This window comes from Arthrobacter sp. KN11-1C (assembly GCF_052180225.1).
GTDB lineage: Bacteria > Actinomycetota > Actinomycetes > Actinomycetales > Micrococcaceae > Arthrobacter.
Map to the genome: position 1 here is coordinate 1,748,099 of NZ_CP197467.1, position 19,732 is coordinate 1,767,830.

The 19,732-nt window shown below is 64.1% G+C and carries 20 protein-coding genes, 1 tRNA gene and 1 other RNA gene; 12 read left to right on the plus strand and 10 right to left on the minus strand.

Annotated elements, in window-relative coordinates; all coding sequences use genetic code 11:
• Nucleotides 1–47: 47 nt before the first annotated feature.
• Nucleotides 48–1,403, plus strand: a complete 1,356-nt coding sequence (locus ACSBOX_RS08190) for an MFS transporter (RefSeq protein ID WP_442545567.1) — start codon at nt 48–50, stop codon at nt 1,401–1,403.
• A 277-nt stretch (nt 1,404–1,680) separates the two neighbouring features.
• On the opposite strand, the gene ACSBOX_RS08195 is transcribed toward ACSBOX_RS08190, so the two are convergent.
• The gene (locus ACSBOX_RS08195; RefSeq protein WP_442545568.1) at nt 1,681–2,748 is read right to left on the minus strand and encodes a D-2-hydroxyacid dehydrogenase; all 1,068 of its coding nucleotides are present in this window, start codon (nt 2,746–2,748) and stop codon (nt 1,681–1,683) included.
• 71 nt (nt 2,749–2,819) lie between these two features.
• On the opposite strand from ACSBOX_RS08195, the gene ACSBOX_RS08200 reads away from it, so the two are divergent.
• The 3 genes from ACSBOX_RS08200 to ACSBOX_RS08210 are packed head-to-tail and all read left to right on the plus strand — an operon-like array spanning nt 2,820 to nt 5,574.
• Nucleotides 2,820–3,731, plus strand: coding sequence for an NAD(P)-dependent oxidoreductase (locus tag ACSBOX_RS08200; protein WP_442545569.1), 912 nt, complete (start codon nt 2,820–2,822; stop codon nt 3,729–3,731).
• Between the two features lie 14 nt (nt 3,732–3,745).
• Nucleotides 3,746–4,516 carry an SDR family oxidoreductase gene (locus ACSBOX_RS08205; protein ID WP_078108638.1) on the plus strand — a complete coding sequence of 257 codons (771 nt, stop codon included), beginning with the start codon at nt 3,746–3,748 and terminating at the stop codon, nt 4,514–4,516.
• Nucleotides 4,516–5,574, plus strand: a complete 1,059-nt coding sequence (locus ACSBOX_RS08210) for an L-idonate 5-dehydrogenase (protein WP_442545570.1) — start codon at nt 4,516–4,518, stop codon at nt 5,572–5,574. Before ACSBOX_RS08205 ends, ACSBOX_RS08210 begins: the two co-directional genes overlap by 1 nt.
• Before the next feature lie 28 nt (nt 5,575–5,602).
• On the opposite strand, the gene ACSBOX_RS08215 is transcribed toward ACSBOX_RS08210, so the two are convergent.
• Nucleotides 5,603–6,331, minus strand: a complete 729-nt coding sequence (locus tag ACSBOX_RS08215) for a FadR/GntR family transcriptional regulator (protein WP_442545571.1) — start codon at nt 6,329–6,331, stop codon at nt 5,603–5,605.
• Nucleotides 6,332–6,562: 231 nt separating this feature from the next.
• Between ACSBOX_RS08215 and gndA the strand changes: the two genes are divergently transcribed.
• Complete coding sequence (gene gndA, locus ACSBOX_RS08220; RefSeq protein ID WP_442545572.1) at nt 6,563–7,999, plus strand: NADP-dependent phosphogluconate dehydrogenase; 1,437 nt, start codon at nt 6,563–6,565, stop codon at nt 7,997–7,999.
• Nucleotides 8,000–8,134: 135 nt separating this feature from the next.
• Entirely contained in the window at nt 8,135–8,968 is an 834-nt protein-coding gene (locus ACSBOX_RS08225) for an oxidoreductase (protein ID WP_442545573.1), read from the plus strand.
• On the opposite strand, the gene epsC is transcribed toward ACSBOX_RS08225, so the two are convergent.
• The 3 genes from epsC to msrA form a co-directional block, all read right to left on the minus strand.
• The gene (gene epsC, locus ACSBOX_RS08230; RefSeq protein ID WP_059387763.1) at nt 8,965–9,549 is read right to left on the minus strand and encodes a serine O-acetyltransferase EpsC; all 585 of its coding nucleotides are present in this window, start codon (nt 9,547–9,549) and stop codon (nt 8,965–8,967) included. The genes ACSBOX_RS08225 and epsC overlap by 4 nt on opposite strands.
• Nucleotides 9,550–9,599: 50 nt before the next feature.
• Nucleotides 9,600–10,535: a cysteine synthase A gene (gene cysK / locus ACSBOX_RS08235; protein WP_059387764.1), complete on the minus strand. Its 936-nt coding sequence runs from the start codon at nt 10,533–10,535 to the stop codon at nt 9,600–9,602.
• A 75-nt stretch (nt 10,536–10,610) separates the two neighbouring features.
• Nucleotides 10,611–11,135 carry a peptide-methionine (S)-S-oxide reductase MsrA gene (gene msrA / locus ACSBOX_RS08240; RefSeq protein WP_059387765.1) on the minus strand — a complete coding sequence of 175 codons (525 nt, stop codon included), beginning with the start codon at nt 11,133–11,135 and terminating at the stop codon, nt 10,611–10,613.
• 146 nt (nt 11,136–11,281) lie between these two features.
• On the opposite strand from msrA, the gene ACSBOX_RS08245 reads away from it, so the two are divergent.
• Entirely contained in the window at nt 11,282–12,193 is a 912-nt protein-coding gene (locus ACSBOX_RS08245) for a Nif3-like dinuclear metal center hexameric protein (RefSeq protein WP_442545574.1), read from the plus strand.
• A 110-nt stretch (nt 12,194–12,303) separates the two neighbouring features.
• A complete protein-coding gene (locus tag ACSBOX_RS08250; protein WP_442545575.1) occupies nt 12,304–13,041 on the plus strand; it encodes a zinc ribbon domain-containing protein in 738 nt (245 codons plus the stop codon).
• A 71-nt stretch (nt 13,042–13,112) separates the two neighbouring features.
• Here ACSBOX_RS08250 and ACSBOX_RS08255 read toward each other — a convergent pair whose 3' ends face one another.
• Nucleotides 13,113–13,877 (minus strand): YaaA family protein, encoded by a 765-nt coding sequence (locus ACSBOX_RS08255; protein ID WP_442545576.1) that lies wholly within the window; start codon nt 13,875–13,877, stop codon nt 13,113–13,115.
• Nucleotides 13,878–13,980: 103 nt separating this feature from the next.
• Here ACSBOX_RS08255 and rnpB point away from each other — a divergent pair.
• From rnpB to ACSBOX_RS08275, 4 genes are all read left to right on the plus strand, one after another.
• Nucleotides 13,981–14,371, plus strand: an RNA gene (rnpB, locus tag ACSBOX_RS08260) — RNase P RNA component class A.
• A 281-nt stretch (nt 14,372–14,652) separates the two neighbouring features.
• Nucleotides 14,653–16,113, plus strand: coding sequence for a glyceraldehyde-3-phosphate dehydrogenase (locus tag ACSBOX_RS08265; protein WP_442545577.1), 1,461 nt, complete (start codon nt 14,653–14,655; stop codon nt 16,111–16,113).
• A gap of 85 nt (nt 16,114–16,198) precedes the next feature.
• Nucleotides 16,199–16,408: a hypothetical protein gene (locus ACSBOX_RS08270; protein ID WP_442545578.1), complete on the plus strand. Its 210-nt coding sequence runs from the start codon at nt 16,199–16,201 to the stop codon at nt 16,406–16,408.
• Nucleotides 16,409–16,505: 97 nt separating this feature from the next.
• The gene (locus ACSBOX_RS08275) at nt 16,506–17,303 is read left to right on the plus strand and encodes an HNH endonuclease family protein (RefSeq protein ID WP_442545579.1); all 798 of its coding nucleotides are present in this window, start codon (nt 16,506–16,508) and stop codon (nt 17,301–17,303) included.
• A 15-nt stretch (nt 17,304–17,318) separates the two neighbouring features.
• On the opposite strand, the gene ACSBOX_RS08280 is transcribed toward ACSBOX_RS08275, so the two are convergent.
• The 4 genes from ACSBOX_RS08280 to orn all read right to left on the minus strand — a co-directional run bounded on the left by ACSBOX_RS08280 (nt 17,319) and on the right by orn (nt 19,658).
• The gene (locus tag ACSBOX_RS08280; protein ID WP_442545580.1) at nt 17,319–18,170 is read right to left on the minus strand and encodes an acyltransferase domain-containing protein; all 852 of its coding nucleotides are present in this window, start codon (nt 18,168–18,170) and stop codon (nt 17,319–17,321) included.
• A gap of 3 nt (nt 18,171–18,173) precedes the next feature.
• Complete coding sequence (def, locus tag ACSBOX_RS08285) at nt 18,174–18,746, minus strand: peptide deformylase (RefSeq protein WP_442545581.1); 573 nt, start codon at nt 18,744–18,746, stop codon at nt 18,174–18,176.
• 124 nt (nt 18,747–18,870) lie between these two features.
• A tRNA-His gene (locus ACSBOX_RS08290) sits at nt 18,871–18,943 on the minus strand.
• Between the two features lie 130 nt (nt 18,944–19,073).
• Nucleotides 19,074–19,658, minus strand: a complete 585-nt coding sequence (gene orn / locus ACSBOX_RS08295) for an oligoribonuclease (RefSeq protein ID WP_442545988.1) — start codon at nt 19,656–19,658, stop codon at nt 19,074–19,076.
• Between the last annotated feature and the right edge of the window lie 74 nt (nt 19,659–19,732).

Below are 19,732 nucleotides of genomic sequence, written 5' to 3' on the forward strand. Positions count from 1 at the left end.
GACACTATCTCGCCAGGCCAACGGGGGTCTGGAGTGTTCTTGAGGGAGTGCTTGTGACAACTCGTACTAAGACAAAGCTTGCTGACACGGACGGCGCGGTAGTTGAGCCGGAACAGCTGCGAAGGGCAACTCTTGCCAGCTCCGTAGGATCCGCTCTGGAGTACTACGACTTCTACATTTACGGTCTGGCTTCGGCCCTGATCTTCGGGCCGCTGTTCTTCAAGCCCTTGGGAGACAGCGGCGCGCTGATCGCGTCGTTCGCTACCTACGGCGTCGGATTCGCGGCACGCCCCTTCGGCGGCATCTTCTTCGGGTTCATCGGAGACCGCTTCGGCCGCAAGATGGTCCTCCTGATGACCATCGGCATGATGGGCCTCGCGAGCTTCGCAATCGGCTTGCTCCCGACGTTCGATCAAGCAGGCATGCTTGGCGCTGTCCTCCTTGTGGTGCTTCGCATCGTCCAGGGCCTCGGTGCCGGAGCCGAGCAGGCCGGCGCAACAACCCTGATCTCCGAAGTGGCTCCGCCAAAGCGCCGCGGCTACTTCGCTTCGCTGCCCTTCGTCGGAATCCAGCTCGGAACGCTCCTTGGTGCCGGTACCTTCGCGCTGATTGGCATGGCCAACAAAAGCGTGCTTGAAGGCTGGCTGTGGCGTGTGCCGTTCCTTGCCAGCTGCATCCTGATCGTCGTCGCGATTTTCATCCGTCTCAGGCTGAAGGAAACTCCGGTGTTCCAGGAGCTGGAGAAGCACAAGAACGTGGTGAAGAACCCCGTCGGCGAACTTCTGAGGCACTCCAAGAAGAACGTGTTGATCGGCATCGGCCTCCGCATGGGCGAAAACGGCAACTCGTCCATCTACGGAACACTTCTCATCTCCTTCATTTCCGTCAAGGAAGGCGTCTTCCCGGGCGACAAGTTCATCGGGCCGGTCGGCCTGCTGATCGCGGCAGGATTCGCCGCCGTCATGGTGGTGACGTTCGGCGCCTTGTCGGACCGGATCGGGCGAGTGAAGGTGTACCGCTACGGAGCCCTGTTCCAGGCGATCTTCGCTATTCCCGCCTTCTATCTCGTAACTCTTGGCAACGTCACCCTTGTGTGGGCCGTCATGGTGGTTGGCATCGCCCTCGGTGTGCAGTCCATGCTTGGCCCACAGTGCCCGCTGCTGCCGGAATTGTTCGGTTCGCAGTATCGATTCACCGGCGTTGCCTTGAGCCGCGAACTGTCTGCCGTTCTGGCCGGCGGCTTGGTTCCCGTCTTCGGTGCCATCCTGCTTGCCGCCACAGGCAACTCCTGGGTGGTCCTTGCGGTCTACTCGCTGGTGCTGGCGCTGATTTCATATATCACCACGTTCTTCACCCCGGAAACAGCGGGCCGTGACCTCCTCTCGCTGGAGGACGCGAAGTAAGGATCCCCGTACTTGACGTACCCAAGCGGCGGCGGCCCCTCCGAAGTTCGGAAGGGGCCGCCGCTTTTTCGTGCCCAATGCGCGGGGATCGTCCTCCGGTCTGGAGCTTGTTTCTGAGACCGGGACTAGTTGCCCCGGAACGGCAAACAAGCCCCGGTTTGACGTCTTCACGTGCCCGGCCAGCCAGACCAGCCCGCCAGCAAGGCCGCCCACACAGCAAAGCGGCCCCTCCGGAATACCGGAGGGGCCGCCAGGATGGCGCCGGGAAGTCGGCGGTTTAGTAGAAGTGCACCGTGTCCACGAGGTGGGGGAGCTCCCCGCCGTCCAGGAACGTGCGCAGGTTGCTGGCGAAGCGCTCGGCGATGAGGCGGTTTTCCGCGGCGCTGAGTGCCGACGTGTGCGGCGAGACCATCACCTTCGGGTGGTTCCACAGCGGGCTGTCCTGGGGGAGCGGCTCGACGGCGAAGACGTCCAGGCAGGCGTAGGACACCTGCCCGTTGTCCAGGGCTTCGAGGAGCGCCTCTTCGTCAACCACCGTTCCACGCCCGACGTTGACGAACACCGTGCCGGGCTTCATCGCCGAGAAGACGTCGTGGTTGAAGAGTTTCTCCGTGTACGGCGTGCCGGGGAGGGTGTTGACGACGGCGTCGGCGCTAGCCAGGAGGCCCGGCAGGCCATCGTTGTCTGCGACCTCATCGATTCCTTCGATCGCTTCGACGTTCCGCTTGGTTCCGCTTACCTTCATTCCAAGGACGCGGGCGATGCGGGCGGTCTCGAGGCCGATTTCGCCGAGGCCCGTGATGACCAGCTTGGAACCGTTCACAAGTTTGGTGGGGGTGCGCAGCTCGGGCCAGACCTTCGCAGCCTGGTCCTGGGCAAGTTCCCCGCTGCGCTTGAACCCGTTGAGGATGCCCAAGGCTGCGAATTCAGCCAGCGGAAGCGCATGCACGCCAGCCGACGTGGTGACCTTGAACTTCTGCAAGGTCTCGCTGTCGAGGCCGGAAGCCTTCACGGCGCCACCCGCACCTGCGGCCATGGCGTGGATCCACTGCAGGTGCGGGTTGCTTTGCGCGATGCGGGCCAGGCCTGCCGGATTCTCGTTGGGGAAGCCATAGAGGATCTGGGCCTTGCTCAACATGGACCAGTAGCGTTCCTCTTGTTCGGGAGTCCGCTTGAAGTCCGGATCGCCCGAGTGGTCGGCCGGGAAGCGTTCCGGAGGAAGCAGCTCGGGTTCGTAGAGCACTGTAATGCTCGGATCTACGGCGCGGATTCGCTCCACATGCTCAGCTTCGAGCGGGACAGCGATCGCGATGGTGAGTTCATCAGTCGTCATGGTGTTCATCATACTGAATTGAGGCTAGGATATTGAACAGTTTTTGAAAGATGAACCACAAAGAAGTGAGGTGTACGCGAAAGATGACCGCCAAGACCGCAGGTTTCGTGGGACTCGGGTTCATGGGCTTCCCCATGGCAGCCAATCTGCTCGGCAACGGCTGGGAGGTGACAGCCTGGAATCGTTCAGCCGGTGCGCTCGCCGAATTGGAAAAGCTTGGCGGGAAACGCGCGGAGTCGGTTGCCGGACTCCGGGACCAACCCGTCATCATTTTCATGCTTCCGGATCTTTCGTACATCGAGGAGGCAGCCGCGCCGCTGCTCGACTCCTGGCGCTCCGACGCACCGGTTCCGGGAACCACGCTCATCGTCATGAGCAGCGTGTCCCCGACCGCCGTGCAGGAGTTCGGCCGAATGGTCCATAGCGCAAGTGGTGGGAACGCCGCCGTCGTCGATGCTCCGGTCAGCGGGGGCACCAAAGGCGCGCAAGACGGCACACTGGCGATCATGGTCGGCGCCGGCGAAGAAGACTTCCAACGATCGCTGCCCCTCCTCCAATCCATGGGAACCACCGTCCGCCGGATGGGCAAGCTGGGCGCCGGTTCGCTCGCGAAGGCCTGTAACCAATTGATCGTCGGGACCACGACGGCGGCGCTCGCCGAAGCCGCTGAACTCGCCGAGCGCTCGGGCATGGATGCTTCTGCCCTCTTCGAGGTCCTGGCCGGCGGACTTGCCGGAAGCCGGGTCCTGGAGTTTGTCGGCCCACGCCTCGCAGCCAAGGATTACGCGCCCACAGGTCCCGCGAAGTTCATGCACAAGGACCTCACATTCGTCCTCCAAAGTGCTGAAGCGGCCGGCGCCGCCGTCCCGATGGCGACAGCCGGCGTCGAACTCTACCGCGAACTGATCGATCAGGGACTTGGCGACCAGGACCTCGCAGTTGTCCGCCAGGCCATCGCCAACCTCAGCGACTCTTCCCTAAGCCCTTCGAACTAAGTAAGGAAACAACCATGAGTGGACTCTTCGATCTCACCGGGCGCGTTGCGCTCGTGACAGGATCCAGCCGCGGCATCGGCAACGCGCTGGCCCGCGGATTGGCCGACGCCGGTGCCACCGTCGTCCTCAACGGCATCAACACGGAACGGCTCAAGGACGCGGAAGCCGCCATGGCGGCGGACTTCGGTCCCGGGCGCATCCACAGCTGCGCATTCGACGTCACGAGCGACACCGAAGCGGCCCGGGGCATTGCCTGGGTCGAGGAGAACGTCGGCCCGCTCGATATCCTCGTCAACAATGCGGGAATCCAACACCGCGTCCCGATGCTGGACCTGGATGTGAAGGACTGGGAGCGGGTCATCACCACCGACCTCACGAGCGCCTTCCTCGTAGGACGCGAAGCCGCCCGCCACATGATCCCGCGCGGCCGGGGCAAGATCATCAACATCTGCTCGGTGCAGACCGACCTGGCGCGCCCCACGATCGCCCCCTATGTCGCGGCCAAGGGTGGGCTCCGCAACCTGACACGCGCCATGACCGCCGAGTGGGCGGCCTCCGGCCTTCAGATCAACGGCATCGCGCCGGGCTACATCCACACCGAAATGACCCAGAACCTCGTGGACGACCCCGACTTCAACTCCTGGATCCTTGGCCGTACGCCGGCCCACCGATGGGGCACTGTGGCGGATCTCGCCGGTCCGGCGGTATGGCTTGCCTCGGAGGCATCGAACTTCGTCAACGGCCAGACGATCTTCGTCGACGGCGGAATGACGGTGGTCGTCTAATGAGCGATTTCCAGCTTCCCCAGTCTTCACCCGCGGTGGTGGCCCACGCCGCCGGCGACCTTCGCATCGAGGACATAGCCCTCGTTGTTCCCACTCCTGACCAGGCCGTCGTCGAGATCGCCTACGGCGGCATTTGCGGCTCGGACCTGCACTATTGGCTCCATGGCGCGGCGGGGGAGTCAATCCTCAAGGCCCCGATGGTCCTCGGCCACGAAATCGTCGGCACAGTCGTCCAGCAGGCCGCCGATGGCAGCGGACCGGCGGCCGGAACCGCCGTCGCAGTGCACCCGGCAACCCCTGCTCCCGGCGCCGCCAAGTATCCGGAAGACCGGCCCAACCTCTCGCCGGGCTGCACCTACCTCGGAAGTGCCGCGCGGTACCCGCACACGGACGGAGCCTTCAGCCGCTACGCCACCCTGCCGTCGCGCATGCTCCGGGCCCTTCCGGCCACGCTGGGCTTGCGCACGGCGGCGCTGGTGGAGCCGGCCAGCGTTGCCTGGCACGCCGTCGCCCGCGCGGGTGACGTGGCCGGCAAGACAGCCTTGGTGATCGGAAGCGGTCCGATCGGCGCGCTGGCAGTTGCCGTCCTCAAACGCGCGGGGGCAACCCGGATCGTCGCGGTCGACATGCACGACAAGCCTCTTGAGATCGCGCGTGCGGTGGGCGCCGACGAGGTCCTCAAGGGCGATGATGCAGAGGCCATCGCCGCAGTGGAAGCCGACGTCGTCATCGAGTCTTCCGGCAGCCACTTCGGACTGGCGTCGGCCATCAAGGGTGCGGTACGCGGCGGGAAGGTAGTCATGGTCGGGCTGCTGCCCTCCGGACCGCAGCCGGTCTTCATTTCGCTGGCCATCACCCGCGAGCTCGAACTGCTCGGGTCGTTCCGTTTCAACGACGAGATCGACGAGGTCATTGCGGCGCTCGCGGACGGTTCGCTCTATGTGGATCCGGTGGTCACCCACGAATTCACGCTGGACCGCGGCCTGGAGGCCTTCGAGGTGGCCAGGAACTCGGCCGAATCGGGGAAAGTCCTGCTGAACTTCCAGCCTGTGGCCTAGGTCCTCGAGCGGCGCGGGCTTTCAGCCGTCAGCGCCGCTCCACTGGAACGAACACCCGTGGCTGGCCTTCCCAGTCCGGTGACAGGTCCGCGATGGTCTCCCGCATGATGTTGGAGGAGGCCTCGCGGGCCTTGTCGCCGTCGCCGTCCCGGATGCCCTGGGCTACATCCAGATGCCATTGCAGGGCCGCTTCCTTCGGATGTTCGGGCATGAGCCCGTGAACGGTCCGGCCGGTGAGGGTCTCGGTGACCTGCCCGATCAGGTTCGCGAACATTTCATTGCCGGAACCGGAGAGCACCAAGGCATGAAAGCGGATGTCGAGGTCCAGGAATGTGGGCATGTCGCCCGCACGGCCCGCATCACGCATGGCCAGGGAAATGTCCAACAGCTCGCTGCGCAGGGACTCCGGAGCGTTTTCCGCGGCCAGTTCCGCGGCCACGGGCTCGACGGCGGAGCGGAGTTCCGCGAGGGAGCGCAACTGTGCGCCACGCCCTTCTCCGGCCAGCCGCCAGCGGATCACCAGCGGATCGAAGGGATTCCAGCGGTGCGCGGGGAGCACCCGGATGCCGACACGCTTGATGGTTTCCACCAGTCCCAAAGACTGCAGTACCCTGACGGCTTCCCGCACCACCGAGCGTGACACCTTGAGCTCCTCCTCAAGGTGCTCAGCCAGCATGACGTGGCCGGTGGGGAGCTTACCGCCGACGATCCGGGTACCCAGATGCTCGACAGCGCGGTAGTGGAGACTGGTTGACATAGTCGTAAGCATAGTGGCGTTGAGCACTCCGTCAGCGGAAGCCCGGGCCGGGGAACTCCCCACAGCGCGGGCCCGCAACATAGACTCTTTTGTGACGCGGACGTTTCCAAAACGTGGGCTCAACTTTCCCAGACGTGGTCCGAATACGTATGGTTTATTCCAGCTACTGCTCTAGAAAGCGTTTCCTCGCTCCTAGCAGGACTCGATGCACAAGAATGAATTGGAGTTTTGATGTCAGCACACATCGGTGTCACCGGCCTCGCGGTGATGGGCGCCAATCTGGCCCGCAACCTGGCCCGCAACGGCTTCACCGTTGCCCTGCACAACCGCTCCGTCGAAAAGACCGACGCCCTGCTGGCCAAGCACGGCACGGACGGCGACTTCATCCGCACGGAAACCCTCCAGGAACTCGTGGACTCCCTCGAGAAGCCCCGCCGTGTCCTGATCATGGTGAAGGCCGGCAAGCCGGTTGACGCCGTCATCGACCAGCTCGTTCCCCTGCTGGAACCCGGTGACATCGTGATCGACGCCGGCAACTCGCACTACGAGGACACCCGCCGCCGCGAATCCGCCCTGGCCGAGAAGGACCTGCACTTCGTAGGCGTCGGCGTTTCCGGCGGCGAAGAGGGTGCCCTCAACGGCCCCTCCATCATGCCCGGCGGTTCCAAGGAGTCTTACGACGCCCTGGGCCCGCTGCTCGAAAAGATCTCCGCCAAGGTTGACGGCAAGCCGTGCTGCGCGTGGATCGGCACCGACGGTGCCGGACACTTCGTCAAGATGGTCCACAACGGCATTGAATACGCCGACATGCAGGTCATCGGCGAAGCCTTCGATCTCCTGCGCTCCGGCGCCGGCATCGAGCCGGCCGAGCAGTCCAAGATCTTCAGCGAATGGAACAAGGGCGAACTCGCTTCCTTCCTGATCGAAATCTCCGCAGAGGTCCTGGGCCACGTCGACGCCAAGACGGGCAAACCGTTCGTCGACGTCGTCGTGGACGCTGCCGGCCAGAAGGGCACCGGCCGCTGGACGGTCATCTCCGCCCTCGAGCTCGGCTCCCCGGTCTCGGGCATCGCAGAGTCCGTCTTTGCCCGGGCACTGTCTTCACAGGCAGAGCAGCGCAAGCTCGGCCAGGAGCTGCTCGCCGGCGAGGAAATCGCCGTCGACGTCCCCGAGAACTTCGTCGAGGACGTCCGCCAGGCGCTCTACGCCTCCAAGCTGGTTTCCTACGCCCAGGGCCTGGACATGCTGACCTCGGCCGCGAAGGAATACGGCTGGGACCTCAAGCTCGATGAGATCGCTTCGCTGTGGCGCGGCGGCTGCATCATCCGCGCTGAGCTGCTCAAGGAAATCACCAACGCCTACGCTGCCGAGGAGAAGCCGGCCAACCTGCTGTTCGCCCCGGTCTTCACCAAGGCGATCGCCGGCGCGCTGCCGGCATGGCGCCGCGTGGTGGCCACGGCTGTCCAGCTGGGCATCCCGGTTCCCGTGTTCTCCTCCTCGCTGGCCTACTACGACGGACTTCGCCGCAAGCGCCTCGCTGCAGCCGTCATCCAGGGACAGCGCGACCTCTTCGGTGCGCACACCTACGGCCGCGTTGACGCCGAGGGAACCTTCCACACCCTGTGGGGCGAGGACAAGTCCGAGGTCTCGGCAGTCGACACCCACTAGAACCCGCGCTGTCCCCCCTGGGGACAGGCTTTGTTCAAAGCAAAGGCCGGCACTTCCCCGATACTGTGGAGGCGCCGGCCTTTGCCGTAGCCAGGTCCGGAAAGAAAACGCCATACGCAACACGAGGAGCAGTCCATGCCGCAACGCGTCGCATTTGTCACAGGTGCATCAACCGGGATCGGTTTCGAAGCCGCTATCAAGCTCAGCAAAGCAGGAATGGTCGTGTACGCGGGAGCGCGGCGGGTCGAAAAAATGGAGCCGCTGAAGGCCCACGGAATCAAGGTGTTGTCCCTCGACGTCACTGAGGAAGGCTCGATGAAGGCCGCTGTGGACCTCGTTGTGGCCGAGCAGGGACGGATCGACGTGCTGGTCAACAACGCCGGGTACGGGTCCTACGGTTCTTTGGAAGAGGTGCCGTTGGACGAAGGCCGGCGGCAGTTCGAAGTCAACGTCTTCGGTCTCGCCCGGATGTCCCAGCTGGTGATCCCCGCGATGCGGGCTGCGGGGTCCGGCAGAATCATCAACGTCTCCTCGATCGGCGGCAAGATGTATGAACCCCTCGGTGCCTGGTACCACGGAACCAAGTTCGCCGTCGAGGGCATGAGCGACTCCCTGCGCCTGGAACTGAAGCCGCATGGCATCGATGTGGCAATCATCGAGCCCGCCGGCACGGACACGGAATGGGGAACCATCGCGGGGGAGAGCCTGCTGACGGTGTCGGGACATGGACCATATCGCGAGCAGGCCGGGATCGTGGCGGCCGCTTTGGCGTCGACATCGGGAACCGCGCTGTCGACGCACCCGCGGGTGGTGGCGGGCGCTATCCTTCACGCGGCAACGTCGCGACGGCCCAGGACCCGATACCCCGTGGGCAGGGGAGCCTGGACCATCCTGGCCCTGCGCAGGGTGCTTCCCGACCGGGCCTTCGACAACGTTTTCTGGAACGCCTACAAGCGCTTTTCCGGCTAGATCCGGTACTCGATGTAGTACTCGGCGGGATCGACGGCGGGTTTGGTCTCGCTCTTCGCGTCGCGGTGCCGCCATGTTGCGGGAACACCGGTGATGATCGACTCGGGCGGGGCGTCCTTGACCACGACGGCGTTGGCACCGATGGCACTGTCGGCGCCGATGGTGATGGGCCCAAGGACCTTCGCCCCGGCTCCGATGGTGACGCGGTCTCCGATGGTGGGGTGTCGCTTGACCTTGGCCAAGGAACGTCCACCCAGCGTCACGCCGTGGTAGATCATGACGTCTTCGCCGATTTCGGCGGTCTCACCGATGACTACGCCCATGCCGTGGTCAATGAAGAACCTGCGGCCGATGGTCGCGCCTGGGTGGATCTCGATGCCGGTCAGGAACCGGGCGAGCTGGGAAATCAGCCGTGCGGGGAAGCGCAGCTCGGGGTTCTGCCACAATTTGTGGGTCAGGCGGTGCGCCCAGATGGCATGCAGGCCGGAGTAGGCAAAAAAGTTCTCAAAGGAACCTCGGGCCGCCGGGTCATGTGACCGGGCGGCCTCGAGGTCCTCCATAAGTCTTGCGAAGAAGCTCACAAAGACCTTTCTACAGGAAATGAAAGAAAGCGGTTGCGCGGGGTCCGCAATCAGCCGCGAATATCGTCAAAAAGCACGGTGGAGATGTAACGTTCGCCGAAGTCGGGAACGATTGCCACGATGAGCTTGTCCTTGTTCTCCGGACGCTTCGCGAGCTCGAGCGCACCCCAGACGGCCGCGCCGGCCGAGATGCCGCCCAAGATGCCTTCCTTGGTGCCGAGGGCGCGTGCGGTGGCCACGGAGTCCTCAAGGGTTGCGTCAAGGACCTCGTCATAGACGTTGGTGTCCAGGATTTCCGGAATGAAGTTCGCGCCGAGGCCCTGGATCTTGTGCGGGCCCGGGGCGCCGCCGTTCAGGATGGGGGAGTCCTTGGGCTCAACGGCCACGATCTGGATCTCGGGCTTGCGCTCCTTCAGGACCTGCCCGACGCCGGTGATGGTGCCGCCCGTGCCGACGCCGCCGACGAAGATGTCCACTCCGCCTTCGGTGTCCGCCCAGATTTCCTCGGCCGTGGTGGCGCGGTGGATTGCCGGGTTGGCCTCGTTGGCGAACTGCTGGGCCCAGATGGAGTTCTCGGTGTTGGCGACGATCTCCTGTGCCTTCTCGACCGCGCCGCGCATGCCTTCAGAGCCCGGGGTCAGGACAATCTCGGCACCGTAGGCCCGCAGCATGACGCGACGCTCAGTGGACATGGTTTCCGGCATGGTCAGGATGACCTTGTAACCGCGCGCCGCGCCGACCAGGGCCAGCGCGATGCCGGTGTTGCCCGACGTTCCTTCGACGATGGTGCCGCCCGGCTTCAGCGCACCGGATTTCTCGGCGGCGTCGACGATGGCGACGCCAATACGGTCTTTGACGCTGTTGGCGGGGTTGTAGAACTCCAGCTTCACGGCAACCGTGGCGTCCAAGCCTTCGGTGAGCCTGTTCAAGCGGACCAGGGGGGTTCCGCCGATCAGCTGGGTGACGTCGTCGTAGATCCGTGCCATGTAATCATGCCTATTCTCTGAATTCGCTGAAATAGCTACTGCTGAGGTCAGCCTAACGAGCGGTGCTACACGCTGCTACGCGCGGAGCCACGAAGAGTAATATTTCCGGGCCTTGGCGAGCTTGGGGTTGATGATGACCTGGCAATAGCCCTGCTCGGGGAACTTGGCGTAGTAGTCCTGGTGGATGGACTCGGCTTCGTAGAACTCCGGCAGCCTGCTCACCTCGGTCACAATCGGCTTGGACCACAGTTCCTGGTTCCGGAGGATGGCCTCTTCGAAGAGGATCTTTTCTTCCGTGGTGGTGTAGAACATCGAGGAACGGTACTGGGTTCCGACGTCGTATCCCTGGCGGTTGAGCGTGGTGGGATCGTGCAGGGCGAAGAACATGTCCAGGATGATGTCCGCCGGAATGATGTCCTCGTCGAAAGTCACGGCGACGACCTCCGCATGGCCGGTCATCCCGGAGCAGACATCGTAATAGTCAGGGTTGCGGATGTGCCCGCCCGTGTAGCCGGAAACCACGGAACTGACGCCCTTGGTCTTCTGATAGACGGCATCGAGGCACCAGAAGCAGCCTCCGCCAAGTACAAAAGTTTTCATGATCTCTTCAATGGCCGGGAGTCCTGGATGATTCCCGCACAACCTTACGGGACTGTGACGGCACGGACCCGGCCGGTGGCAACAATCTCAAGCCGTCGGGTGGCCGCAAGCGCGACTTGGCCGCCGGATGCGCAAGAATGTAATGCATGGAAGCTGTGAACACCGCGGTTGCAGACACAGGATCCGGCGAAGAACCGGAGAATGGTGCGGCCGGGACGCCAGGTACCCCAACGCTCGGTCAGGTCCTCTTGGCAGTGGAGGAGCTCTGGCCGGAATCGCTCGCCGAGGAATGGGACGAGGTAGGACTGGTGGTCGGACGGCCAACCGCCGCCGTCTCCAAGGTCATGTTCGCTGTGGATCCGACCCTCGCCGCTATCGAAGAGGCCATCGAATGGGGAGCCGAGCTCCTCGTCGTGCACCATCCGTTGCTGCTCAAGGGCGTCACCTCCGTAGCTGCCACGAGCGCCAAGGGCCTGGCTGTCCATCGGCTTATTGAGTCGGGTACCGGTCTGCTGACCGTGCACACGAACGGGGACTCCGCCGTCGGAGGCGTTTCGGATGTCCTCGCCGACGCGTTCGGACTGGACAACGTGGTTCCGCTGGCGCCTGCTGCCCACGGACTGCCGGAAGAGGGGATCGGCAGGGTCGGTGACCTGCCCGAACTCATGACCCTGGGAGACTTCGCCGCACGCGTGTTCGAAATACTGCCCTCAGTGGCCGGAGGCGTGCGGGTGGCCGGGGACAAGGACGGGCTCGTGCGCCGCGTAGCCGTCTGCGGCGGTGCCGGCGACAGCCTCTTCGACGCCGTCCGCGCCAGCCAGGCGGACATCTACGTCACCGCGGATATGCGGCACCACCCGGCGTCCGAGGCGCGCGAAGCCGCCGTTGACGGCAGGCCGTACCTCATTGACGTATCGCATTTCGCGAGCGAGTGGCTCTGGCTGCCGGCCGCGGCCGAAGCGCTCGGCAACGTGCTCGCGGACCAAGGCCACGACGTCGAGATCCGTGTGGCAACCACCAACAGCGATCCGTGGGACTTCATCCTGACTCCCGGCTAAGCCTGGTGTGCGAGGCAGGGGAGCAGTCTAGGCGATAGAGTCGACACAAGCAGGCCCGAGGCCTGGCTGGGGCTGAATACCAACCCCGGCACGATCAAGCGGAGGTAAGCGTGGCCAAGGCAGCACCGGCGGAACAGTTGAAATTGCTCGAACTGCAGGGGTTGGATGCGAAGCTCAAATCCTTGGCGAACCGCCGTCGCACCTTGGAGACCGACCCCCGCATCACCGACCTGCAGGACGCCCTCAGTGTGGCCAACGGTGCGCTCGGAACCGCGAAACTTGCCGTCCACGACGCCGAAACAGAGCTGCGCAGGTCAGAGGCCGACGTCGAGCAAGTGGCTAGCCGCATTGCACGGGACGAAGCAAGGTTGAACAGCGGCACCGGACTCTCCAAGGACCTTGTCGCGCTGCAAAGCGATATCGCGTCACTGAACAAGCGCCGTTCGGACCTCGAGGATGTCGAGCTGGAAATCCTGGAACGCTTGGACGGACTCAGGGAGCGCCAAGCCGCGCAACAGCAGATCGTCGATGACATCCAGGGTTCGTTCTCCGGGATCCGTGCCGAGCTGGACGCCGCGATCGCCGAGATCGTTGCCGAAGAGGCCGAGGTGCGCGCCCAGCGGTCCGGTTTCGCCGAAGGGCTCGACGCCGGGATGGTGGCCATCTACGAAAAGACCCTCGCCAGGCGTGGCGTCGGGGCCGCCAGGCTGTTCCACGGGAAGTCCGAAGGCTCGGGAATGACCCTCAGCCCCGGCGACCTTGCCGAGGTCAAGGCTGCGGCCGAGGACGAGATCGTGTTCTGCCCTGATTCCGGCTGCATCCTGGTGCGCTCCGCCGAGTGGAACTAACCGCCTGTTCCCCACCCAACTAACTCGCACTTAATGTCGTTTTCAGCCCTGAAAACGACATTAACTGCGAGCTAGTTGGGGAGGATGATGCTGAGGGTGTGCGGCTTGCGCGCCGTGCCTTCCGTCAACTCCGCCGTCCATTTTTCCGAGGCGGCCTTGAGCAACTGTCCGGGCGTTCCGGGCGCCTTGCCTCGACGGTTCAACAAGTGCCGGGCCAGTTCGCCGCGGGTGTGCTTGGCGAAGTGGCTGACCACGGTGCGCTTTCCATGGGACTCGGAAAAGACGTTGACGGAGACTGTCTGCGCCGCCGGCGGAGCCCAGGCCGCGGCATAAGTGCTGGAGCGGCAGTCCACCAGCAGCTCGCCCTCCACGCGCGAGGCGAGGGCCTGCGTGAGCTGCGGCTTCCAGAACGAGGCGAGGCGCCCGACGTCGGGCAGTGCCGTTCCCATGGACAAGCGGTAGGCGGGCACGTGGTCGCCGAAGCCGATGGCGCCCCACAGGGCGGACACCACGAGGATCGACTCGACCGCCTTGCGGCGCTGCGCCGGTGTCAGGGTCTTGTAGCCGAGCGCGTCGTAGAGAACCCCGGAATATACCTGGTGGGCCGGGGCCGCGGGTTCGTCGTGGAGCCGGGTATTGCGTTCGACGTCGTCCTTCAAGGACGCGCCCACCCCCAGGAGGGCGAGGGCGTCCTCATGCGCGCTGACCAGGCCCAGCGCGTCGAGCACCTTGGCCCGGTAGCTGTTGAGTTCCGGAAAGCTCAGGGACTCCCATTCGACGGCGGAGCCCTTCTCAGCGGGGGTCTTGCCTTCGGAGGGCGGCAGCAGAATCAGCACCAGTCGATATTAGCCGCAATACGGGAGCCATCTGGCAGACGTTCAGCCCGGGAGTGCTTTCCGGAAATACGGAGCGCCCGACGCCGGTAGACTGGACGGCGGATGGGTTGACTAGGCGGCCGCGCGCCACGTGAGTGGCTCGAGGAACGTCCGGGCTCCACAGGGCAGGGTGGTGGGTAACGCCCACTCGGGGTAACCCGCAGGCCAGTGCCACAGAGAACAGACCGCCCGCGCCGCTTGTGCCAGCACAGGCGGGCAGCAGGTAAGGGTGAAACGGTGGTGTAAGAGACCACCAGCTCCTTGGGTGACCAGGGAGGCTAGGTAAACCCCACCCGGAGCAAGGCCAGACAGGGCACGATCGAGGGCTGCTCGCCCGAGTGTCCGGGTAGGCCGCTGGAGGGCGTCGGCAACGGCGTTCGTAGATGGATGGTCGCCACTCCTTCGCCGGCAACGGCGCGGGAGGACAGAACCCGGCGTATCGGTCAACCCATCCCTCAGCCTTGTGTGAGTGATTTCACGCATTCCGGCGGCCAAGGCCTCCCCTGCCAGACCTTAGAATGGACAGTGAACGTAGAAGTTCCACCGCCGGTTCTGCGTTCGCAGCCGGCGGTTTTTCTTTGCAGCGTTCGAGGTGTCCGGGCAGACCGAAGTCCCGCCGATGCCAGTGCCGCAGGATTACTCCGGGCGGCCGCCATCTACGTACGAGGACGTATGTAGCTGACCCTAGGAAGGTAGTTCTGTGAGCCAGTCATCAGATTCTTGTCTTGATACGTGGATGGGCCGCGAAGCGCTGGCCGAGGCCATGATTCCGGTGATCGGCCGGCTGTACCGTGAGAACAACGTGGTGACGAGCATCCACGGGCGCAGCTTGATCAACAAGTCGTCGATGAACATCCTGAAAGCCCACCGTTTCGCGCGCCGGATGAGCAAGGACGAACTCCGTCTCGAAGAAACCGCGCCGCTCCTGAACATCCTCGCCCAGCTTGACCTCGGGGCCGCTGCGATCGACATCGCCCGCCTGAACGAGAAGTACAAGGCCGAGGCTGCGGGAACGCCCCTGGAAGACTTCCTCCGCGCCGAACTTGCCGAAGTTGTCGGGCGCCGCGGCGCGGACGACCGGACCAGCACCGACGTCGTGCTCTACGGTTTCGGCCGCATCGGCCGCCTGCTGGCCCGCCTCCTGATCGAAAAGGCCGGCGGCGGGCACGGCCTGCGGCTCCGCGCGATCGTGGTCCGCAAGGGCGCTGAGAACGACCTCGTCAAGCGTGCCAGCCTGCTGCGCCGCGACTCGGTGCACGGTTCCTTCGAAGGCACCATCCGCGTGGACGAGGCCGCCAACACGATCACGGCCAACGGTGTGCAGATCCAGGTCATCTACTCGGACAACCCCTCCACCGTCGACTACACGGCCTACGGGATCAAGGACGCCCTGGTGGTCGATAACACGGGCCGTTGGCGCGACGCCGAGGGCCTGTCCCAGCACCTGCAGAGCAAGGGTGTGGCCCGCGTGTTGCTCACGGCTCCGGGCAAGGGCGATCTGAAGAACATCGTCCACGGCATCAACCATTCCTCCATCGAGGACACGGACACGATCGTCACCGCGGCGTCCTGCACCACGAACGCCATCACCCCCGTGCTCAAGGCGCTCAACGACAAGTTCGGCGTCATCCACGGCCACGTGGAAACCGTGCACTCCTTCACGAACGACCAGAACCTGATCGATAACTTCCACAAGGGCGACCGCCGCGGCCGCTCTGCTGCCCTGAACATGGTCATCACCGAAACGGGTGCGGCCAAGGCAGTGGCGAAGGCTCTTCCGGAACTGCAGGGCAAGCTGACCGGAAACGCGATCCGCGTCCCCACCCCGGACGTGTCGATGGCCATCCTGAACCTGAACCTTGAAAAGGGAACCACGAAGGACGAGGTCAACAACTACCTCCGCGAGATGTCCCTGCACTCGGAGCTGCGCAAGCAGATCGACTTCATCGACTCACCCGAGGTCGTCTCCACCGACTTCGTGGGTTCCCGTCGTGCAGGCATCGTGGACGGCCTGGCCACCATCGCCACCGACAAGCACCTCGTGGTCTACGTCTGGTACGACAACGAATTCGGCTACTCCTGCCAGGTAGTACGCGTCATGGAGGAAATGGCCGGCGTGAACCCGCCGTCGTTCCCGGCACGCGGCGTTGCCGTTGACCTTGAGCCCAAGGCAACATTGGAGCCCGCCGGCGTCTGAACGGCGCTGGCCGGGCCAGGAAAGACACAGGGTATTCCCGGCTGATGCGCTGGTATCAGCCGGGAAACCTGACAAGAATGGACGCATGGACAGCGAAAAGATTCTGGAACACGAAACAACCCTGGAACACGCCCTGGACGTCGCGCGCGCCAACCTCAAGGAAGCCCAGCGGCTGCTCGACGAAGCCAAGGCAGCACACGCAGCGGGTGATATCGCTGAGGACCGCGTCATCCAGTTGGGGTCGCTTCTGGAGCTGGCAGCCGACGACTTGAAACGGGTCACCAAGGAGCAGTAGGCCGCGACTTGTCCTCCACACTGGGGATATCGACGTCGGTGTCTGAGCCCTGATCTAGTCTCAAGGGACGTATTCCTCCCCGAAAGGACGCAATCCCTTGAGCACCACCTGGGCCGCGTATCGACGCGCCCGCCGCCAGTCCCGGCAGGCCTGGGTGTTGGTGATAGTCATCGTCGCGGGTGGACTGGCCGGCATCGGATGGTTCTTCACCAATGGCCAGTTCGACGTTGGCCAAGACCCGGGCAACGGACCCACGGAAGCTCCCGTCTTTGATCCGGGTTGGATGAAGCCGGTGGACGCTGTTCAGCCGGTACCCGTCGGTCCAGCCGTTGATGCCCTTGAGGCGCTTCCCGTGAAGGGGCGTGCCGCCAAGGACAACTACGACCGCAACGAGTTCGGCCAGGCATGGCTCGACGTCGACCGGAACGGCTGCGATACCAGGAACGACATCCTGAGGCGCGATCTGACGGCAACGGAGTTCACGGCGGGCTCGAAATGCAGGATCGCGTCCGGGGAACTACGCGAGCCGTACATCGGGCAGGACATCCACTTCCGCAGGGGCTCCGAAAGCAGCTCGGCCGTACAGATCGACCATGTGGTGGCTCTCGGGGACGCCTGGCAGAAAGGCGCCCAACAGCTCACTGCCAAACAGCGCCAAAGCCTCGCCAATGACCCCCTCAACCTGGTTGCGGTCGATGGTCCCGCCAATGTGAAGAAGGGCGCGAGCGACGCCGCGAGCTGGCTCCCTGCCAACAAGGGCTTTCGCTGCCACTACGTCGCCCGGCAGATTTCCGTCAAAGCCGCCTACCGGCTTTGGGTCACCCAAGCGGAGAAGGACGCCATGAAGCGCGTCCTGGACTCGTGCCCCGGCCAGCAGACCATCAGGGCGATGTAGCCGCCTCAGGCCGCGTCAAGCCTGGGTCCTCCGCGCTGGGGGAAGCGCCAGATGGCCGTGGCCAAGCTGCCAGACCCCGCCGTCGTCGATCCTTTCCAGGACCACCCGCTGAAGCGAAGTCTCGCGGGGGAGCCGATCGAGGTTTTCCATTCCCCGCTGCCGGAACGTGAAGTAGACGGCGTCGCTCGGAGCATCTGAGCAGCGGTCCACGGTGAATCGGCGGGCAAAAGACGCGATGTTGCTGTGCGGCAGTTGAAGGGCCAGGTAGGGATCCAGCATCCAGGAGTCGCAGCTCGCCACGGAAACCGCCTTGTCCGGGAAGTATCGGTCGAAGAACTCCCGGGCCTGGCTCAAACTCGCGTCCACGAGGGCAGGGGAGAGGCCGCCATCCTCCGGAATGTGCACGCCCAGCACCCATGAGCCACCCGCGTCGCCCGAGGCTTCCGCGTCGCCGCGGACAAGGTGGAATTGCAAGCGGCCGATCCGGAAGATGTTTCCGGCCATGTGGAGGGTCAGCCACGCCCACGTGTCCAGGCCGAAGCGTGCATGAACCCGTCGGTTGATGCGGAGGTTCAGTCCCACATCCGCCAGGATCACGGCGGATGCTTCCGGTGGGATGCCAAGGGAAAGATGATGACGGTGGACCACAGGTGCGAAGCGCAAGAGCGCCTCGATCCAGTCGGTTTCGCTGCAGCCATCCGCGGACGCAGACGTGCTCGGGAAGGTACCCAGGCGGGAGTCAAGGCTTGCAAGGGCCCGCCGGGTGCCGTCTCCTGGAGGTGACGCCAGCAGCGAGGCACACTCCACGGCGTCCTCACCGTGGATGTCGAGAAGCCCGAACAATTCGTCCTGCGCGATGCCGGCCATGGCTCAGTGTCCGAAGGGGTCCGGGTCGACACCCGGCATCCAGCTCAGGCCGGGCACGCCCCAGCCGTTCTTCTTTGCCTGCTTCATGGCCTTCTTGGCGTAGCGGTCAACCAGGCGGTTCACGTAGAGCTTGCCGTCAAGGTGGTCGAATTCGTGCTGCATGATCCTCGCGAACCAACCCGTGGCGACGAAATCCACCGGGTTGCCGTAGCCGTCGAAGCCCTGGACGCGGGCCCATTCGGCCCTCTGGAGGGGGTAGTGCTCCCCGGGGAATGACAGGCAGCCTTCGACGTCTTCCTCGGGATCGGGAAGCGCGCCCGGGACCTTGGAGAGAGTGAGGACCGGGTTCACCAGAACGCCTTCGTCCGGAGCGTCGTCCTCATTCGCGTATTTGAAGATGAAGATCCGTTTTCCGACCCCCACCTGGGGTGCGGCCAACCCTACGCCGTTGGCGACGTCGTTCGTCTCGAACATGTCGGCAATCAAGGCGCGCAGTTCGTCGTCGAACACTTCCACTTCGCTCGCCCGGCGGTGAAGCACGGGCTCGCCCCAGATGGTGACTGGCAGGACGGTCATGTCAGGTGTTCCTCTGGTTCTCGGGTCTGGAATGGCCGACATCGGCCCGGACAGAGCAAAGGCCGCACTGGATAACCAGTACGGCCTTTGGCTGCGATCGATAAACTGCTACCGATCTCGTGAGGGTGAGCGACGGGGGTTGAACCCGCGACCTCCTGGACCACAACCAGGCGCTCTGCCAACTGAGCTACGCCCACCATGTGCCTTTTATGCTTTCGGAATGACCCGTTAGCTGCGAAGGCAACGACAAAAACTATACCCCGTCTTGGGGAATGGTTTTGCCACTTTTGGCCGTTTGGTTGAAAATTCCCGAAAACGTGCCGCAGATCACGTGCCTGCCGGCGTCTCCGGACCCGCTGCAATCTGCTTGGAAATCTTCTGGGCCGTTGCGGTATCAGGTCCGGGAGCCGGGACGAACACAGCTTCGCGGTAGTAGCGCAGTTCGTCGATGGAGTCCCTGATGTCGCCGAGCGCGCGGTGGCCGCCATGTTTGGCAGGCGACTGGAAGTATGCGCGGGGGAACCATCGGCGCGAGAGTTCCTTGATGGTGCTGACGTCGATGACCCGGTAGTGGAGGTGTTCGACGATGGTGGGCATGTCCCGCGCGAGGAACATCCGGTCAGTTCCGACCGAGTTGCCACCCAACGGCGCCTTCTTCGGATCCGGTACCCACTTCTCGATGTACTCCAGGACGATTGCTTCGGCTTCGGCCATGGTCTTGCCATGGGGGAGCTCGTCCAAGAGCTTCGAACGGGTGTGCATGTCGCGGACGAAGTCGTTCATCTGCTCAAGCGCGGCGTCCTCAGGCTTGATGACGACGTCCACGCCGTCACCCAGGATGTTCAGCTCCGAATCGGTGACCAGGGCCGCGACCTCGATCAGGGCGTCGTTTTCCAGATCGAGACCGGTCATCTCACAGTCGATCCAGACGATGCGTTCATTTGTAATAGGCACTGGCCCAGCCTACCGTTCGGGCGCGCGGGGAG

What these genes read in the sequence shown, in the direction of transcription:
- ACSBOX_RS08265 (WP_442545577.1), top strand. Translation starts at nt 14,653, where the DNA reads ATGGGCCGCGAAGCGCTGGCCGAGGCCATGATTCCGGTGATCGGCCGG.
- ACSBOX_RS08195 (WP_442545568.1), bottom strand. Translation starts at nt 2,748, where the DNA reads ATGATGAACACCATGACGACTGATGAACTCACCATCGCGATCGCTGTC.
- orn (WP_442545988.1), bottom strand. Translation starts at nt 19,658, where the DNA reads ATGACCGGTCTCGATCTGGAAAACGACGCCCTGATCGAGGTCGCGGCC.
- ACSBOX_RS08270 (WP_442545578.1), top strand. Translation starts at nt 16,199, where the DNA reads ATGGACAGCGAAAAGATTCTGGAACACGAAACAACCCTGGAACACGCC.
- ACSBOX_RS08205 (WP_078108638.1), top strand. Translation starts at nt 3,746, where the DNA reads ATGAGTGGACTCTTCGATCTCACCGGGCGCGTTGCGCTCGTGACAGGA.
- ACSBOX_RS08210 (WP_442545570.1), top strand. Translation starts at nt 4,516, where the DNA reads ATGAGCGATTTCCAGCTTCCCCAGTCTTCACCCGCGGTGGTGGCCCAC.
- ACSBOX_RS08280 (WP_442545580.1), bottom strand. Translation starts at nt 18,170, where the DNA reads ATGGCCGGCATCGCGCAGGACGAATTGTTCGGGCTTCTCGACATCCAC.
- def (WP_442545581.1), bottom strand. Translation starts at nt 18,746, where the DNA reads ATGACCGTCCTGCCAGTCACCATCTGGGGCGAGCCCGTGCTTCACCGC.
- msrA (WP_059387765.1), bottom strand. Translation starts at nt 11,135, where the DNA reads ATGAAAACTTTTGTACTTGGCGGAGGCTGCTTCTGGTGCCTCGATGCC.
- ACSBOX_RS08245 (WP_442545574.1), top strand. Translation starts at nt 11,282, where the DNA reads ATGGAAGCTGTGAACACCGCGGTTGCAGACACAGGATCCGGCGAAGAA.
- ACSBOX_RS08200 (WP_442545569.1), top strand. Translation starts at nt 2,820, where the DNA reads ATGACCGCCAAGACCGCAGGTTTCGTGGGACTCGGGTTCATGGGCTTC.
- cysK (WP_059387764.1), bottom strand. Translation starts at nt 10,535, where the DNA reads ATGGCACGGATCTACGACGACGTCACCCAGCTGATCGGCGGAACCCCC.
- ACSBOX_RS08215 (WP_442545571.1), bottom strand. Translation starts at nt 6,331, where the DNA reads ATGTCAACCAGTCTCCACTACCGCGCTGTCGAGCATCTGGGTACCCGG.
- gndA (WP_442545572.1), top strand. Translation starts at nt 6,563, where the DNA reads ATGTCAGCACACATCGGTGTCACCGGCCTCGCGGTGATGGGCGCCAAT.
- ACSBOX_RS08225 (WP_442545573.1), top strand. Translation starts at nt 8,135, where the DNA reads ATGCCGCAACGCGTCGCATTTGTCACAGGTGCATCAACCGGGATCGGT.